At 72.2% G+C, this 15,334-nt stretch carries 16 protein-coding genes; 7 read left to right on the forward strand and 9 right to left on the reverse strand.

Annotated elements, in window-relative coordinates; translation table 11 throughout:
- The 5 genes from AOK18_RS21850 to AOK18_RS21870 all read right to left on the reverse strand — a co-directional run.
- Positions 1 to 200, reverse strand: a 200-nt coding sequence (locus AOK18_RS21850) for a Gfo/Idh/MocA family oxidoreductase (RefSeq protein ID WP_167738723.1), incomplete at its 3' end; no start/stop codon positions are given.
- Between the two features lie 40 nt (positions 201 to 240).
- Positions 241 to 1,143: a sugar phosphate isomerase/epimerase family protein gene (locus AOK18_RS21855; protein WP_055695457.1), complete on the reverse strand. Its 903-nt coding sequence runs from the start codon at positions 1,141 to 1,143 to the stop codon at positions 241 to 243.
- Between the two features lies 1 nt (position 1,144).
- Entirely contained in the window at positions 1,145 to 2,056 is a 912-nt protein-coding gene (locus AOK18_RS21860) for an ATP-binding cassette domain-containing protein (RefSeq protein ID WP_055570752.1), read from the reverse strand.
- Positions 2,057 to 2,061: 5 nt separating this feature from the next.
- Complete coding sequence (locus tag AOK18_RS21865) at positions 2,062 to 3,138, reverse strand: ABC transporter permease (protein ID WP_055695458.1); 1,077 nt, start codon at positions 3,136 to 3,138, stop codon at positions 2,062 to 2,064.
- Positions 3,138 to 4,160, reverse strand: coding sequence for a sugar ABC transporter substrate-binding protein (locus tag AOK18_RS21870; RefSeq protein ID WP_055570754.1), 1,023 nt, complete (start codon positions 4,158 to 4,160; stop codon positions 3,138 to 3,140). Before AOK18_RS21870 ends, AOK18_RS21865 begins: the two co-directional genes overlap by 1 nt.
- 317 nt (positions 4,161 to 4,477) lie before the next feature.
- Here AOK18_RS21870 and iolC point away from each other — a divergent pair, with 317 nt between their 5' ends.
- The 6 genes from iolC to AOK18_RS21900 all read left to right on the forward strand — a co-directional run bounded on the left by iolC (position 4,478) and on the right by AOK18_RS21900 (position 11,640).
- Positions 4,478 to 5,476 (forward strand): 5-dehydro-2-deoxygluconokinase, encoded by a 999-nt coding sequence (gene iolC, locus AOK18_RS21875; protein WP_055570755.1) that lies wholly within the window; start codon positions 4,478 to 4,480, stop codon positions 5,474 to 5,476.
- 13 nt (positions 5,477 to 5,489) lie between these two features.
- Positions 5,490 to 6,365 (forward strand): Cgl0159 family (beta/alpha)8-fold protein, encoded by an 876-nt coding sequence (locus AOK18_RS21880; RefSeq protein WP_055570756.1) that lies wholly within the window; start codon positions 5,490 to 5,492, stop codon positions 6,363 to 6,365.
- A 32-nt stretch (positions 6,366 to 6,397) separates the two neighbouring features.
- Positions 6,398 to 7,315, forward strand: coding sequence for a 5-deoxy-glucuronate isomerase (iolB, locus tag AOK18_RS21885; protein ID WP_055570757.1), 918 nt, complete (start codon positions 6,398 to 6,400; stop codon positions 7,313 to 7,315).
- Positions 7,312 to 9,183, forward strand: coding sequence for a 3D-(3,5/4)-trihydroxycyclohexane-1,2-dione acylhydrolase (decyclizing) (gene iolD, locus AOK18_RS21890; RefSeq protein ID WP_055570758.1), 1,872 nt, complete (start codon positions 7,312 to 7,314; stop codon positions 9,181 to 9,183). Before iolB ends, iolD begins: the two co-directional genes overlap by 4 nt.
- Before the next feature lie 116 nt (positions 9,184 to 9,299).
- Positions 9,300 to 10,793, forward strand: a complete 1,494-nt coding sequence (locus AOK18_RS21895) for a CoA-acylating methylmalonate-semialdehyde dehydrogenase (RefSeq protein ID WP_055695459.1) — start codon at positions 9,300 to 9,302, stop codon at positions 10,791 to 10,793.
- 61 nt (positions 10,794 to 10,854) lie between these two features.
- Positions 10,855 to 11,640 (forward strand): GntR family transcriptional regulator, encoded by a 786-nt coding sequence (locus tag AOK18_RS21900; protein WP_055695460.1) that lies wholly within the window; start codon positions 10,855 to 10,857, stop codon positions 11,638 to 11,640.
- A 60-nt stretch (positions 11,641 to 11,700) separates the two neighbouring features.
- On the opposite strand, the gene AOK18_RS21905 is transcribed toward AOK18_RS21900, so the two are convergent.
- The 4 genes from AOK18_RS21905 to AOK18_RS21920 all read right to left on the reverse strand — a co-directional run bounded on the left by AOK18_RS21905 (position 11,701) and on the right by AOK18_RS21920 (position 14,708).
- Positions 11,701 to 12,684, reverse strand: coding sequence for an aldo/keto reductase (locus AOK18_RS21905; RefSeq protein WP_055570761.1), 984 nt, complete (start codon positions 12,682 to 12,684; stop codon positions 11,701 to 11,703).
- Between the two features lie 142 nt (positions 12,685 to 12,826).
- Positions 12,827 to 13,978, reverse strand: a complete 1,152-nt coding sequence (locus AOK18_RS21910; RefSeq protein ID WP_055695461.1) for a hypothetical protein — start codon at positions 13,976 to 13,978, stop codon at positions 12,827 to 12,829.
- A 163-nt stretch (positions 13,979 to 14,141) separates the two neighbouring features.
- On the reverse strand, positions 14,142 to 14,474 hold the full coding sequence (locus tag AOK18_RS21915) for a DUF3140 domain-containing protein (RefSeq protein ID WP_055570763.1): 333 nt from the start codon (positions 14,472 to 14,474) through the stop codon (positions 14,142 to 14,144).
- Between the two features lie 6 nt (positions 14,475 to 14,480).
- Positions 14,481 to 14,708, reverse strand: a complete 228-nt coding sequence (locus tag AOK18_RS21920) for a hypervirulence associated TUDOR domain-containing protein (protein ID WP_055570764.1) — start codon at positions 14,706 to 14,708, stop codon at positions 14,481 to 14,483.
- Positions 14,709 to 14,913: 205 nt separating this feature from the next.
- Here AOK18_RS21920 and AOK18_RS21925 point away from each other — a divergent pair, with 205 nt between their 5' ends.
- On the forward strand, positions 14,914 to 15,177 hold the full coding sequence (locus AOK18_RS21925; protein WP_055570765.1) for an HU family DNA-binding protein: 264 nt from the start codon (positions 14,914 to 14,916) through the stop codon (positions 15,175 to 15,177).
- The last annotated feature ends 157 nt before the right edge of the window (positions 15,178 to 15,334 follow it).

Consider the following 15,334-nt stretch of genomic DNA (forward strand, 5'->3'; position numbering starts at 1 on the left):
GCCGCGATCGCGGCGGCCGGGTCGGTGTGCACGGTGCAGCCGTCGATGCCCGCGGCCACCGCCTCGGCCCGTTCCGCGTCGGGGTCGGCGACGGCGGCGACCCGCGCGCCGCTGACGACCCGGTTGATCCGGCGCACGTGGTCCGCGCCCATGCGGCCCGTGCCGATGACGGCGATTCCCAGGGGCTCGTTCCCGTGCACGGTTCTCGCCTCCCTTTCCGGAGAGGGTCGGGCGCCGGGCTCAGGCGCCGCAGGAGCGGAGGAACTTGCGGGTGCGGACCGCGATCGGCAGCGGCTTGTCCGGCTCGCAGGGGTACATGTCCTGCTCGACGATCGCGAACAGGTCCACGTCCAGCTTCTGGGCGGCGGTCAGGACCGGGCCCAGCTCCGGCACTCCGGCGGGCGGTTCGCACATCACGCCGCGCTGGACGGCGGGGCCGAACGGGAGCCCCTCGGCGACCACGTCGGCGAGGATGTCCGGGTCGACCTGCTTGAGGTGCAGGTAGCCGATGCGCTCGCCGTAGGTCTCGATCAGTTTGACGCTGTCGCCGCCGCAGTAGGCGTAGTGCCCGGTGTCCAGGCAGAGGTTGACCAGGGAGGAGTCGGTGGAGTCGAGGAACCGCTCGACGTGCTCCTCGGTGTCGATGTGGGTGTCGGCGTGCGGGTGGACGACGATGTCGAGACCGTAGGTGTCGCGCACCTGGCGGCCGAGGCGTTCCATGCCCTTGGCGAGGTGGCCCCACTGCTCGGTGGTCAGCTCCCGGGGCTCCAGGATCTCGGCGGTCTTGTCGTCGCGCCAGAAGGACGGGATGACGACGAGGTGCTTGGCGTCCATGGCCCGGGTGAGCGAGGCGACCCGGCCGACCTGCTCCCAGGTGGACTCCCACTCGGAGGGGCCGCGGTGCAGTCCGCAGAAGATGGTGCCGGCGGAGACCTTGAGGTCCCGCTTCTTCACCTCGTCGGCCAGGCGGGCCGGGTCGGTGGGGAGGTAGCCGTAGGGGCCGAGTTCGATCCAGGAGTAGCCGGCCTCGGCGACCTCGTCGAGGAAGCGCTGCCAGGGCACCTGCTGGGGGTCGTCGGGGAACCAGACGCCCCAGGAGTCGGGGGCGGAGCCCACCCTGATGCGGTCGAGCGCGACTGCCATGTCAGGTCTTTCCTTCCGGGGATGCCGTTGCGGGGGCCTGGAGGTCCGACTCCTCGGGGAGTTCCTGGACGTCGACCCCGCGCACCTGTGCCAGTTCGTGCTTGAGGGCGGCGAGTTCGGTGCCGCCGGCCATGTGGTTGGTGAGTTCCTCGAGGGAGACGTCGCTGCGGGCGGCGGAGAGCTCCAGGGTGCCCAGGCGCAGGACGCTGAAGTGGTCGCCGACCATGTAGGCGTGGTGCGGGTTGTGGGTGATGAAGATGACGCCGAGGCCGCGGTCGCGGGCCATCGCGATGTACTTCAGGACCACGCCGGACTGCTTGACGCCGAGCGCGGCGGTGGGCTCGTCCAGGATGAGGACGCGGGCGCCGAAGTAGACGGCGCGGGCGATGGCCACGCACTGGCGCTGGCCGCCGGAGAGGGTGCCGATGGGCTGCTCGAGATCGTCGAGGACGATGCCCATGTTGCGCAGTTCCTCGTCCGCGGTCCTCTTCATCCGCTCGATGTCGAGACGGCGGACCGGCCAGGGGCCCTTGGTCATCTCGGAGCCGAGGAAGAAGTTGCGCCACACCGGCATCAGCGGGACGACGGCGAGGTCCTGGTAGACGGTGGCGATGCCCTGGTCGAGGGCCTCGCGCGGGGTGGAGAACCGTACCGGGGCGCCGTCGACGAGGAACTCGCCCTCGGTGTGCTGGTGCAGCCCGGAGATGATCTTGATGAGGGTGGACTTGCCGGCGCCGTTGTCGCCGAGCACGCAGGTCACGCGGCCGGGTCGGACGCTCAGGTCGACCCCGTGCAGGGCGCGGACGTTGCCGTAGGACTTGCCCGCCCCGCGGAGTTCGACCAGGGGGTGTTCCCCGCCGGGGGCGGTGTCCTGCAGGACGGCACCGTGGGTGCCGGTCGTGTCGTCGGTCATTGCGGTCACCTCCGGGTCGCCGTGCGCTGGACCCACAGATTGATGAGGACGGCGCCGAGGAGCATCACGCCGAGGAAGGCCTTGAACCAGTCCGGGTTCCAGCCGGCGTAGACGATGCCCTGCTGCACCATGCCGAACATGAAGGCGCCGAAGACCGGGCCGATCGCGGAGCCGTAGCCGCCGGTCATCAGGCAGCCGCCGATCACCGCGGCGGCGATGTAGATGAGCTCCTGGCCCACGCCCTCGCCGGACTGCACGGTGTTGAAGGAGAACAGCTGGTGCATGCCGACGAACCAGGCGCCGAAGCCGACCAGCATGTACAGGGAGATCTTGGTGAAGTTCACCGGCACGCCGACGGCGCGGGCGCTCTCCTTGTTGCCGCCCACCGCGAAGATCCAGTTGCCGTACTTGGTGCGGAGCAGCACCCAGGCGGCGAGGGCGGCGAAGACGATCCACCACACGATGGTGATCTTCACCTGGACGCCGCCCAGCTCGAAGCTGGACGCGAAGAGGGCCTTGGCCTGGGCGAAGCCGTCCATGTCGCTGATGTCGTCGGTGGCGACGTTGCCGGTGATCGTCTTGGTCACGGCCAGGTTGATGCCCTGGAGGATCAGGAAGGTGCCGAGGGTGACCAGGAAGCTGGGCAGGCCCGTCTTCATCAGGAACCAGCCGTTGAACATGCCGACGGCGAGGGACACCGCGAGGGCCGCGATGACGCCGACCCACACGTTCATGGACAGTTGGTAGGCGAGCATGCTCGCGGTGAGGGCCGAGGTGACGACGGCGACGCCGGCCGAGAGGTCCACCTCGCCGCCGATCATCAGCAGCGCCACCGGCAGGGCCATGATGCCGATGGTCGAGGACTGGTACAGGATGTTCGCCATCGAGCTGCTGTCCCGCATCGGCGGGGCCGCGATCAGGAAGAACACCAGGACGACCACGACGCCGAGGAAGACGCCGACCTCGGGACGGGCCAGCAGCCGACGGACCGGCGTGCGCCGCGTGGTACGGCCGTCGTTCGCCTTCGGGCCGGGGGCCGGCGGTGGGGTCACCGCCGGCTCAGCCTGTCGGGTCATGCTCATCACCGAGTGCCCTTCGCGGCGTACTCGGAGACCGCGTCGACGTTGGACTTGTCGACGAACGCGGGGCCGGTCAGCACCGGCTGCTCGCCTCCGCCGCTGTAGTTGCCGTTGTTCTTGTAGAGCCACAGGCCGTCGACGGCGAGGTAGCCCTGGAGGTAGGGCTGCTGGTCCACGGCGAACTCGATGTCGCCGGCCTGGATCGCCTTGGTCAGGTCCTTGTTGAGGTCGAAGGTGGCGACCTTCGCCTTGCTGCCCGCGTCGCCCACCGACTGCACCGCGGTCGGCGCGAACGGGGCGCCGAGGGTGGCGACGTAGTCGATGGCGGAGTCCTGCTTGAGCTTGGCGGTGATCGTCGACTTCACCGACGGCATGTCGACGCCGTTGACGTTGAGGATCTGGGTGGTGCCCTCGAAGGTCTTCTTCAGGCCGTCGCAGCGCTGGGTCAGACCGACGTTGCCCTGCTCGTGGATGACACAGACGGTGTTCTTGGCGCCGACCTCGTTGAGCTTCTTGCCGAAGGCCTCGCCGGCCACGGACTCGTCCTGGCCGAAGAACTCCAGCAGGCCGAGGTCCTTCCAGTCGCTCAGTCCGGAGTTGAGGCCGACGACGGGTATGCCCGCCTTCTCCGCCTTGCCGAGGACGCTCTTGAGGGCGTCCGGCTTGGCGAGGGTGACGGCGATGCCGTCGACCTTCTGGTCGATCGCGTTCTGCACCAGGTTGGCCTGGTTGCCGGCGTTCGGGTCGGCGGAGTAGACGAGCTTGACGTTGTCCTTGGCCGCGGCGGCCTCGGCGCCCTTGCGGACGATGTCCCAGAACGTGTCGCCGGGCGCCTGGTGGGTCACGAGGGCGACCGTCATCTGCGGCGTGTTCGCCTTGCCGGCCGATGCGCCGTCGCCGCCGCCTTCCTCGGCCTTCTTGCCACCGGAACCGCTGGAGCAGCCGGCGAGGGCCAGGGCGGCCGCCGCGGCCACCGCGACGAGGGGCACGATTCTGCGGGGGCGGTGGTGAGAAGAGCGGTCCATCTTTACCTGCACCTCACTGTGCTACGCGGAAAAAGGGGTCGGTCCGAGAATCCTCCCCGGAGCCTCGGACGTCCGGGTCTGTGTCGTCGTGCGAAACGCCTGGCGTGTTGGGACGGGATCAAATCCCCTGGCGCGCACTCTGTCAATACTTTGTTAAGACATCAGTTCACCAGCTAGTCCGAATGTAAGTACAAACTATTGACAGGGCCGCCCTCCGAGACCTACACCTGAGAGGCGACAGGTCCCCGGAAACCAGTCCCCACCGTGGCAGGGCACCCCGGGACCCGCATCCCCTGCAGTTCGAGGAGCTTCGCTCGATGACCGACTCAGACGCACCACAGTATTTCGACCTGATCACCATGGGTCGCATCGGGGTGGACCTTTACCCCCTGGAGACCGGCGTTCCCCTGGCGGAAGTCGAAACGTTCGGAAAGTTCCTCGGCGGTTCGGCCGCGAACGTCGCGGTCGCCGCCGCCCGGCTCGGCCGCTCGACGGCCGTGATCACCCGTACGGGAGACGACCCCTTCGGCGCCTACCTGCACCGGGCCCTGAAGGACTTCGGCGTCGACGACCGGTGGGTCACCCCGGTCGCCGCGTACCCGACGCCGGTCACCTTCTGCGAGATCTTCCCGCCGGACGACTTCCCCCTGTACTTCTACCGCCGCCCCAAGGCTCCCGACCTGGAGCTGCACACCGCCGAACTGGACCTCGCCGCCGTGCGCGGGGCCGGGATCTTCTGGATCACCGGCACCGGTCTGAGCGAGGAGCCGAGCCGCTCGACCACGCTGGACGCGCTCGAGGCACGCGCCAAGGCGGGCACCACCGTGTTCGACCTCGACTGGCGCCCGATGTTCTGGCGCGACCCCGACCAGGCCCGCCCCTACTACCGGCAGGCCCTGCGGCACGCCACGGTCGCGGTCGGCAACCTCGACGAGTGCGAGGTCGCCACCGGAGTGCGCGAACCCGAGGCCTGCGCCGAGGCGCTGCTGGCGGCCGGCGTGGAACTCGCCGTCGTCAAGCAGGGTCCCCGGGGCGTGCTCGCCGTGCACCGCGACGGCACCCGCGCCGAGGTGCCGCCGGTCCCGGTCGACGTGGTCAACGGCCTCGGCGCCGGTGACGCCTTCGGCGGGTCGCTCTGCCACGGTCTGCTCTCGGGCTGGGACCTGGAGCGGACCATGCGCCACGCCAACGCCGCCGGCGCTCTCGTCGCCTCGCGCCTGGCCTGTTCGTCCGCCATGCCCACCGCGGCCGAAGTGGCGGACCTCCTCGCGGGGACCGTGCCGCCGGACGGCGCGCCCCTGCCGAGCCAGTCCTGAACGGAGTCCTTCCTTGAACCTCAGCATCTCCGACCTCACCACGGTCCGGGCCCGGAATCCGCGGGCCGTCGCCGAGGCGGCGGCCCGCCGGGCCCGCCGTCCGCTGATCGGCGACAGCGGACGGCTGATGATCGTGGCCGCCGACCACCCCGCGCGGGGCGCGCTCGGCATCGGCGACCGGCGCCTGGCCATGGCCGACCGCGCGGACCTGCTGGAACGGCTGTGCGTCGCGCTGTCCCGGCCCGGCGTCGACGGGGTGCTGGCCACCGCCGACGTCCTGGAGGACCTGCTGCTGCTCGGCGCCCTCGAGAACAAGGTCGTCATGGGGTCGATGAACCGCGGCGGCCTGGCCGGCTCGGCCTTCGAGATGGACGACCGCTTCACCGGCCACCGCCCCGAGGACATCGAACGGTTCGGCTTCGACGCGGGCAAGCTGCTGGTCCGCATCGACTACGACGACCCGGGCTCCCTGACCACCCTGGAGTCCACCGCCCGTGCCGTCGACGCCATGGCCGAACGCCGGCTCCCGGTGTTCGTGGAGCCGTTCATCTCGCGCCGGGTCGACGGCCGGGTCCGCAACGACCTGTCCGCCGAGGCCGTCACCCGCTCCATCGCCATAGCCTCCGGCCTCGGCGGCACCTCCGCCTACACCTGGCTGAAGCTCCCCGTCACCGAGAACGCCGACGACATGGCGGAGGTTCTGCGCAGCTCCACGCTGCCCGTCGTCCTGCTCGGCGGGGAGGTCGGCGACCAGGAGGCGGCGTACGAGCGGTGGGGTAAGGCGCTGAAGCTGCCCTCCGTGCAGGGCATGGTCGTCGGCCGCTCACTGCTCTACCCGGCCGGGGGCAGTGTGGAGGAAGCGGTGGACACGGCCGTGAGCCTGCTGTGAGCCGTGAGCCCGTTGTCACCGGAAAGGCTGCCATGACCCATCACCGTCCCGCGGGCCGCGCCTCGGCCGGCCCCTACCTCGTCGACGTCACCCCGGAGTCGGCCGGCTGGGCCCACTCCAGCCTGCGCGTGCTGGAGCTGGGGCCGGGCGGCTCGCACACCTTCGACACCGGCGACAGCGAGTGGATCGTGCTGCCGCTCAGCGGCGGCTGCACGGTCGCCTCCGCCGACGGCTCCGGCCACCACACGTTCGATCTCGCCGGCCGCACGAGCGTGTTCGACGGCGTCAGCGACTTCGCCTACGTGCCGCGCGACGCCCGCGCGACCGTCACGTCCGCCGGCGGCGGACGGTTCGCGCTCACCGGCGCCCGCTGCACCCGGCGGCTTCCCGCCCGCTACGGACCGGCGTCCGGCGTCCCCGTGGAACTGCGCGGCACCGGCACCTGCTCCCGCCAGGTCAACAACTTCGGGGCGGCCGCCCCCGCCGGAGGCGGTGACGGGCAGGGTTTCGAGTGCGACAAGCTGATCGCGGTCGAGGTGATCACCCCGGGCGGCAACTGGTCGTCGTTCCCGCCGCACAAGCACGACGAGCACCGGCCGGGCGAGGAGTCCGTGCTGGAGGAGATCTACTACTTCGAGTTCGCGGACCACGACGGCGTCCCCGGCCTCGGCTACCAGCGGGTCTCCCCGTCCGGTCCGGGCCGGGACACGGACGTGCTGGCCGAGGTGCGCGACGGCGACGTGGTGCTCATCCCGGACGGCTGGCACGGGCCGTCCATGGCCGTCCCCGGCCACCACATGTACTACCTCAACGTCATGGCGGGTCCGGAGGACGAACGCGCCTGGCTGATCTGCGACCACCCCGACCACGCCTGGATCCGCGACACCTGGCCGGACCAGCCGGTCGACCCCCGTCTCCCCCTCTACACCGCCCCGGAGAGGTCCGCATGAGCGCCGCCACCCGCCGACTGACGACCGCCCAGGCCCTGGTGCGCTTCCTGGCCGCCCAGTACACGGAGCGGGACGGTGTGCGGCACCGGCTGATCGCGGGCACCTGGGGTATCTTCGGGCACGGCAACGTGGCGGGCGTCGGGCAGGCGCTCGTCGAGTACGCCGAGGTCATGCCGTACCACCAGGGCCGCAACGAGCAGTCCATGGTGCACGCGGCCGTCGCCCACGCCCGCCACCTCAACCGGCTCTCGGCGCAGGCCGTGACGACCTCGATCGGCCCCGGCGCCACCAACCTGGTCACCGGCGCCGCCCTCGCCACGGTCAACCGCCTGCCGGTGCTGCTGCTCCCCGGCGACTACTTCGCCTCGCGCGCCGCGGACCCGCTGCTCCAGCAACTGGAGCACCCGGTCGAGGCCGACGTCTCCGTCAACGACACCCTGCGCCCCGTCTCCCGCTACTTCGACCGGATCACCCGCCCCGAGGCGCTGATCGCCTCCGCGCTGAACGCGATGCGGGTGCTCGCCGACCCGGCCGAGACCGGCGCCGTCACCCTCGCCCTGCCGCAGGACGTGCAGGCCGAGGCGTACGACTGGCCGGAGGAGTTCTTCGCCGACCGCGTCTGGCGGGTACGGCGTCCGGCGCCGGACCCGGTCGAGCTGGAGGCGGCGGTGCGGGCCGTACGGGCCGCCCGGCGTCCGCTGATCGTCGCGGGCGGCGGGGTCCACCACAGCGAGGCCGAGGACGCGCTCGAGGCCCTCGTCGACGCCACCGGCATCCCGGTCGCCTCCACCCAGGCGGGCAAGGGCTCCCTGCGCCACGACCACCCCGCCGACCTGGGCGGCATCGGCCACACCGGCACGGCGGTGAGCGACGACCTGGCCCGCACCGCCGACCTGGTGATCGGTGTCGGCACCCGGTACACCGATTTCACCACCGCCTCCGGCACCCTCTTCGCCGACCCGGACGTGCGCTTCCTCAACCTCAACATCACCGGCTTCGACGCCCACAAGCTGGGGGCGCGCACCCTGGTGTGCGACGCGCGGAGCGGTCTGGAGGCGCTGGCCGGGGCGCTGTCGGGACACCGGGTGGACCCGGCGTACGAGGCCGGGTACCGGGCCGGCAAGGAGCGCTGGGAGGAGGTCGTCGAGGCCGCCTGCCGTGCCGGCGACGAGAACGCCGTACCCACCCAGACCCAGGTGCTCGGCGCGCTGGACGCGGTCGTGGGCGAGACGGACGTGGTGATCAACGCGGCCGGCTCGCTCCCCGGCGACCTGCACAAGCTGTGGCGCGCGCGCAGCCCGCGCCAGTACCACCTGGAGTACGGCTACTCCTGCATGGGCTACGAGATCCCGGCCGCGATCGGCGTCCAGCAGGCCGCGCCCGGCACGCCCGTGTGGGCGCTGGTCGGCGACGGCACGTACCTGATGATGCCGACCGAGATCGTCACGGCCGTCCAGGAGCGGCTGCCCGTGAAGATGGTGCTGATCCAGAACCACGGCTACGCCTCCATCGGCGGCCTGTCCGAGGAGACCGGCGGCGAGCGCTTCGGCACCGCCTACCGGTACCGGGCCGAGGACGGCACCTTCACCGGCGCCCCGCTGCCCGTGGACCTCGCGGCGAACGCGGCCAGCCTGGGCATGGACGTGCTGCGCGCCAAGACCGTGCGGGAGCTGCGCCACGCCCTGGCCGAGGCCCGCGCCGCCGAGCGTCCGACGTGCGTGTACGTCGAGACGGACCCGGCACCCACCGCTCCCCCGGCCGAGGCCTGGTGGGACGTGCCGGTGGCCGAGGTCGCCTCCCGCGAGGCCGCCGTCCGGGCCCGCGAACGCTACGAGGCCCGGGTCGCCGGGCGCCGCCGGCACCTCTGAACCGTCCCGGCCGGCCCCACCGCACCGCTTCCGGCCGGCCCCGGGGCTCCCCGCGAGTCCCTCCCGAACCCCTCCCGACTCCCCGCACCTCCGCGCACGAAAGGTCGTCCGCTCTCATGAAGACCATCAGCCACTGGATCGGCGGCAAGCCCGTCGAAGGCACCTCCGGCCGTTTCGGCCCCGTCTGGAACCCGGCCACCGGTGCCCAGGAGAAGCAGGTCGCGTTCGCGGACACCGGCGAGGTGGACGCCGCCGTCGCCGCCGCGAAGGACGCCTTCCGGAGCTGGGGCACCTCGTCGCTGGCCAAGCGCACGGCGATCCTGTTCAAGTACCGCGAGCTGCTGGACGCCCACCGCGACGAGATCGCGGAGCTGATCACCGCCGAGCACGGCAAGGTGCACTCCGACGCCCTCGGCGAGGTCGCGCGGGGCATGGAGATCGTGGAGCTGGCCTGCGGGATCAGCGTGCAGCTGAAGGGCGAGCTGTCCACGGAGGTCTCCAGCCGCGTCGACGTCGCCTCGATCCGCCAGCCGCTGGGCGTGGTCGCCGGCATCACCCCGTTCAACTTCCCGGCCATGGTGCCGATGTGGATGTTCCCGCTGGCCATCGCGTGCGGCAACACGTTCGTGCTGAAGCCGTCCGAGAAGGACCCCTCGGCCTCCCTCCTGCTCGCGGAACTGGCCACCGAGGCGGGCCTGCCGGACGGTGTGCTGAACGTCGTGCAGGGCGACCGGGAGGCCGTGGACCGCATCCTGGAGCACCCCGACGTCGAGGCCGTCTCCTTCGTCGGCTCCACCCCGATCGCCCGGCACATCCAGCTGAAGGCGACCGAGCACGGCAAGCGCGTCCAGGCGCTGGGCGGCGCCAAGAACCACATGCTGGTCCTGCCCGACGCCGACCTGGACCTGGCCGCCGACCAGGCGATCAACGCCGCGTACGGTTCGGCCGGCGAGCGCTGCATGGCCGTGTCGGTCGTGGTCGCGGTCGGCGGCATCGGCGACGACCTGGTCGGCCGGATCGCCGAGCGGGCGAAGAGGCTCCGCATCGGTCCGGGCGACGACCCGGCCTCGGAGATGGGCCCGCTGATCACCCGCGAGCACCGCGACAAGGTCGCCTCGTACGTGGCGGGCGCGGCGGCGCAGGGCGCCGAGGTCGTGCTCGACGGCACGGGCCTGACGGTCGACGGCCACGAGGACGGCTTCTTCCTCGGCGTCTCGCTGCTCGACCGGGTGCCGGTGACCGCGGACGCCTACCGGGAGGAGATCTTCGGCCCGGTGCTGTGCGTGGTCCGCGCGGAGACCTACGACGAGGCCATCGCGCTGATCAACGACTCCCGCTGGGGCAACGGCACCGCGATCTTCACCCGGGACGGCGGCGCCGCCCGCCGCTTCCAGCTCGAGGTGCAGGCGGGCATGGTCGGCGTCAACGTGCCGATCCCGGTCCCGGTCGGCTACCACTCCTTCGGCGGCTGGAAGGACTCCCTCTTCGGCGGCCACCACATCTACGGCAACGACGGCGTCGCCTTCTACACCCAGGGCAAGGTCATCACCACGCGCTGGCCGGACCCGTCCGACGGAGGCATCAACCTCGGCTTCCCGAGCAACTCCTGACCCTCGGCCGTCCGGGCGGCCCCGCCCTCGACAGCATCCCCCTCGACAGGAAGGCACGCCCATGACGAAGACCGGTGACCGGGCCCGCGCCGTGACCGGACCCGTGCTCGGCTCACTGGACTTCGTCCTGGACCGGGGCAGTCCGGTGCCGCTCTACCACCAGTTCGCCCAGCAGCTGGAGGCGGCGATCACGCGCGGCGACCTCGCCCCGGGCGACCTCCTGGGCAACGAGGTCGACCTCTCGGTCCGCCTCGGCCTGTCCCGCCCCACGGTCCGCCAGGCCATCCAGTCCCTCGTCGACAAGGGACTGCTGGTCCGGCGGCGCGGGGTGGGCACCCAGGTGGTGCACAGCCAGGTCAGGCGCCCCCTGGAGCTCACCAGTCTCTACGACGACCTGGAGGCGGCCGGCCAGGGCCCGGGCACGCGGGTCGTCCGCCACGAGACCGTCCCGGCGCCTCCCGGCGTGGCGGCGGCCCTGGGCCTGGCCGAGGGTGGGGAAACGGTCCTGCTGGAGCGCCTGCGCAGCACCCACGGCCGGCCCGTCGCCCTCCTGTGCAACTACCTCCCGGCCGATCTGCTGGAGCTGGACGACGCCCGGCTGGAGTCGACCGGCCTGTACCGCATGATGCGGGCGGCGGGCATCACCCTGCACAGCGCCCGGCAGACCGTCGGCGCCCGTCCGGCCACCGCCGGGGAGGCGGCCCGCCTGGACGAGGAGGAGGGCGCCGCCCTGCTCACCATGCACCGCACCGCCTATGACGACACGGGCCGCGCGGTGGAGTACGCGACCCACGTCTACCGCGCCTCGCGCTACTCGTTCGACTTCCAGCTGCTGGTCAGGTCCTGAACCCCGTCCGGGTGCGCCGTCCCGGCGCGCTCCCCCGGTGCGCCGGGACGGCGCACCGCCTCAGTGGGCCGCGTCCAGCCGGGCCCGCTGCTCCGGCGACAGTTCCAGGTCCACCGCTGCCAGGTTCTCGTCCAGCTGCGCCACCGAGGACACCCCGGCCAGCGGCAGGACCGGCGGTTCGTGGCCGAGCTGCCAGGCCAGCACCACCTGGCCGGCACTCGCCCCGGTCTCCCGGGCGACCTCGTGCAGGACCTTCAGCCGGGCGGGGGTCCCCGGGTGGTCGTAGTCCCGGGGCAGCCGCTCCGGCCGGGCGTACGCGCCGCTCAGCAGCGGCGAGTAGGCGACCAGGGCCAGCCGGGGCTCGGCCCGCAGGTAGGTGAGCAGCTCGGCGCCGGTGTGCCCGAGGCTGCCGTCGGGGAAGAGGGCCTCGGGCAGGTCGGTGCGGGGGCGCAGGTAGCTGTGCTGGTACTGGAGCACCTCGTAGCCGGGCAGTCCCGCCGCGGCGGCGAGGGCCCGGGCCCGCTCCACCCGCCACACCGCGTGGTTGCTCGCGCCGAGCAGTCCGACCGTGCCCTCGGCGACGAGGCCGGCGAAGCCCTCCACCGTCTCCTGGAGCGGGACGGCACGGTCCTCTATGTGGGCGTACAGCAGGGCCAGGCGGTCCGTGCCGAGCCGCTCCCGGCTGCGCTCGGCCGACTCCCGGATCACCTTCGCCGACAGGCCCTCCGGATGGTCGGTGTAGCTCGTGCCGGGGGCGAGCGGGCGGGCGCCCAGCTTGGTCGCGACGACGATCTCGTCGCCGACGCCCCGGCTGCGCCGCCAGCGCCCGAGCAGCGTCTCGCTCTGCCCGCCCTGACCGCCGTCGGTCCAGAAGGCGTAGTTGTCGGACGTGTCGATGAAGTTCCCGCCGGCCTCGACGTACCGGTCGAGCAGGGCGAAGGACGTCCTCTCGTCCGTCACGGAGCCGAACAGCATCGCGCCGAGCGCGAGCACGCTCACCTCCCGGCGGGTCCGCGGATCGCTGCCGATGGTGCGGTACTTCATGGGGTTTCCCTCCCGTTCCGTGTCCCGGGGCCGGGGCACGGAACGGGAGTCTTCAGCTTGAAGCGCGCTTCAGGTCAAGGGCGTGCACGGCGAATCGGCGAAGCGGCCCCGGCCGGGGGCGGCACGCCGACGTGAGCACGGCCTACTTGTTCGTGCCCCGGAGGCGGCCGAAGGCCTTGGTCAGGCCACTGAGCGGCGAGCCCTCCTCGCCGGCCGGTCCCGGTAGGGCCGGCCGGGGCGCGCCGGCGCCGCGGGCCGCCTCGGCGAGTGCGGCCTGCGCGGCCTCGGCCGCCTCCCGGTACAGGTCGCGGGACTCCGTCATGGCTTCGAGCGCGTGGGCGTACCGGGCGACCATGTCCCGGGCGTGGGCCAGTTCCTCTTCCGGGCTGAGCAGGTGCCAGCCCCGGCGCAGCCGCGTCAGGGCCTGTTCGGCCTCGGCCGGCAGGGGCCGCGGCAGTGCGGCGAACTCGATGATCCTGCCGAGGAACTCGACCGGTTCCGAGCCGTCCAGGAAGATGGTGCGCACCGTGAAGTGCTCCGGGTCGTAGTCCGGTGCCGGCGGTACCGTGGGCAGGACGACGGCGCCGCCGCGCGGCATCCGCAGCTTCAGCTCCCGTTGCAGCGCGAAGTCGGCGATCCGGGCCTGCTCGGGCGTGCCCCGGTGCTCGACCACCCGGTCCCGCAGGCTCGGCGGCAGGAACTCCGCGAGCGGTCGCTGTCCCCGCGCGTCCGGCGTCATCGCCTCGTGCACCACGACGTGGACGAACCAGCTGCTGCGGGCGCAGTCCCGCAGCCGGCGGCGCACCTCGTCGTCGTCCTTCGGCAGGTGGTTCACCGTCCGCAGGCGCACGCCCGGCACCGTGTCGTGGTCCCACTCGACCCGGCTGCTGTCGGGCCAGAACATGGTGGCGGGCGACGGCCAGCGGGCGTCCCACGCACGCTCCGCCTCGGCGGCGAGGATCCAGGTGACGCCTTCGGCCGCGTCCCCGCGGGCCGGTGGATCGTAGGTGGTCAGCTGCGCGCGCACCGTGACGTCCTCGGCCACCCGCCAGCGGGCCTCGAAGAGGCGGCGGGCCGACGGGCCGGGGTCGGCGGAGGCGTCCCGGGGGTACAGGGCGGTGGACCGGACCGCCTCGACGGGGTCGAGTTCCAGGAAGTCGTCGAGACCCCCGGCCGCCTTGAGGGCGATGAGGTTGCGCCGGACGTCGAGCTCGGGCTCGGGACCCGTATGGCGTCCGCGCGCCAGCCATACGGTGTCGGGGACGGTGGGCGAGGGGATGCTGTTTTTGACCATGGAGTCGTTCTGTGAGTGGCCGGGGGCCTGATCAGTATGGTCCGTGGACCGGCACACCGTCCACGACCTGCGGCACCTCGCTCACGGACACCGCCGCCGTCCCGGCTCCCGGCGTGTCCTCCGCGCCCGCGGCGGCGGGAGGGGCGCCGCCGCGGACCGTGCGTCAGGCCACCGGGTCGTGGCCCCAGTTCATGAGCGAATGCCGCCACCGGGTGTCCCGGACGTCGCCCGAGGGCCGTTGGGCCAGATGCCGCCGGACGTAGCCGACGACCTTCCGCATGTGCCGGTAGTCGTCGTCCGAGAGGTCGCCCTTCCTCGCGCGCAGGATCTCCACGATCCGGCGGCCCGAGGCGTGCCCCGTGGTTTCTCCCCCTTCCCCGGCCTGTCCGGCGTTCCGCGACTGTTCCGAGGCCAGCCACCGTTCCAGTTCGGCCGGCTTCATGTTCACCAGCTCACGGAACTCGTCCCAGGTCTCCTTCCGCTCGTCACCGTCCACGGGGCCTCACTTCTTCCTCAGGGCGGACGGCTTGTGCACCGCGGACCTGCCGGACTTCTCACTGCGGACCTGGTACTGCGGGTCGTCCGGCGAGGCGTCCACCGTCCGTCCCGCGGCCTCCGTCCGCTCGGTGATCTCCTTCTCCACCTCGCCCTCGGCCTGGCTTCCGTGGCTGCTCCAGGCGACCTCGTCGCCTTTCTCCAGCTTCTTGCTCCCGCTCCGGTTCTTCGTCATCCGGGTTCCTCTCGCCGCGCACCGGGAAGGCCCCCCTCCTCTTCCAGGGTGGGGGACCACCGCGCGCCTCGCAGCTCACGGGCGGGCCAGGACGGCCGGTCCTCTCCCACCCGCACGCCCACCAGGAGATGCACCGGGTGCCGAATGCCGCGATCGTGGCATCGCAGGCCCCGGCTCTCCGGCCCCCAGTGAACAGGCGGTGCACATGGACAGGACCCATTTGATCGAAGCGACCGCGGGCAACGCGGCGGACAACGGTGACGACCGTCGGCTCACCCCCGAACAGGTCGAACGCACGCTGGACGCCGTCTTCGGGACCGTGGAGCACCCGGGTTCGATCGCCGAGGCCCTCCGCCGGGGGGAGACGGTCCTCCTGGGCAGCTTCGGCAGTTTCCACCGGGAGGGCGAGGAGGCCGCGTTCCGGCCGGGCAAGGCGCTCACCGAGTACCTCCGGGACGCGACGGGATGACCGCGGTGCCCGGGGCGACCGCGCGACGACGGCGGTACCGCCGCGCGGTGCGGCGGGCACGGGAGGGCGCCGACCGGGCCGGAAAGGGAAAGGGAAAGGGCCGGTTTCGGATGTCTCCGAAACCGGCCCTCACCTGTGACTCTTCCGAGTCGGGACG

The organism is Streptomyces prasinopilosus, assembly GCF_001419695.1.
GTDB lineage: Bacteria > Actinomycetota > Actinomycetes > Streptomycetales > Streptomycetaceae > Streptomyces > Streptomyces prasinopilosus.

Bases quoted from the DNA above. Each gene is read 5' to 3' on its own strand.
- AOK18_RS21855 (WP_055695457.1), bottom strand. From the start codon at position 1,143: ATGGCAGTCGCGCTCGACCGCATCAGGGTGGGCTCCGCCCCCGACTCC.
- AOK18_RS21860 (WP_055570752.1), bottom strand. From the start codon at position 2,056: ATGACCGACGACACGACCGGCACCCACGGTGCCGTCCTGCAGGACACC.
- AOK18_RS21900 (WP_055695460.1), top strand. From the start codon at position 10,855: ATGACGAAGACCGGTGACCGGGCCCGCGCCGTGACCGGACCCGTGCTC.
- AOK18_RS21925 (WP_055570765.1), top strand. From the start codon at position 14,914: ATGGACAGGACCCATTTGATCGAAGCGACCGCGGGCAACGCGGCGGAC.
- AOK18_RS21895 (WP_055695459.1), top strand. From the start codon at position 9,300: ATGAAGACCATCAGCCACTGGATCGGCGGCAAGCCCGTCGAAGGCACC.
- iolB (WP_055570757.1), top strand. From the start codon at position 6,398: ATGACCCATCACCGTCCCGCGGGCCGCGCCTCGGCCGGCCCCTACCTC.
- AOK18_RS21865 (WP_055695458.1), bottom strand. From the start codon at position 3,138: ATGAGCATGACCCGACAGGCTGAGCCGGCGGTGACCCCACCGCCGGCC.
- AOK18_RS21920 (WP_055570764.1), bottom strand. From the start codon at position 14,708: ATGACGAAGAACCGGAGCGGGAGCAAGAAGCTGGAGAAAGGCGACGAG.
- AOK18_RS21910 (WP_055695461.1), bottom strand. From the start codon at position 13,978: ATGGTCAAAAACAGCATCCCCTCGCCCACCGTCCCCGACACCGTATGG.
- AOK18_RS21905 (WP_055570761.1), bottom strand. From the start codon at position 12,684: ATGAAGTACCGCACCATCGGCAGCGATCCGCGGACCCGCCGGGAGGTG.
- iolC (WP_055570755.1), top strand. From the start codon at position 4,478: ATGACCGACTCAGACGCACCACAGTATTTCGACCTGATCACCATGGGT.
- iolD (WP_055570758.1), top strand. From the start codon at position 7,312: ATGAGCGCCGCCACCCGCCGACTGACGACCGCCCAGGCCCTGGTGCGC.
- AOK18_RS21870 (WP_055570754.1), bottom strand. From the start codon at position 4,160: ATGGACCGCTCTTCTCACCACCGCCCCCGCAGAATCGTGCCCCTCGTC.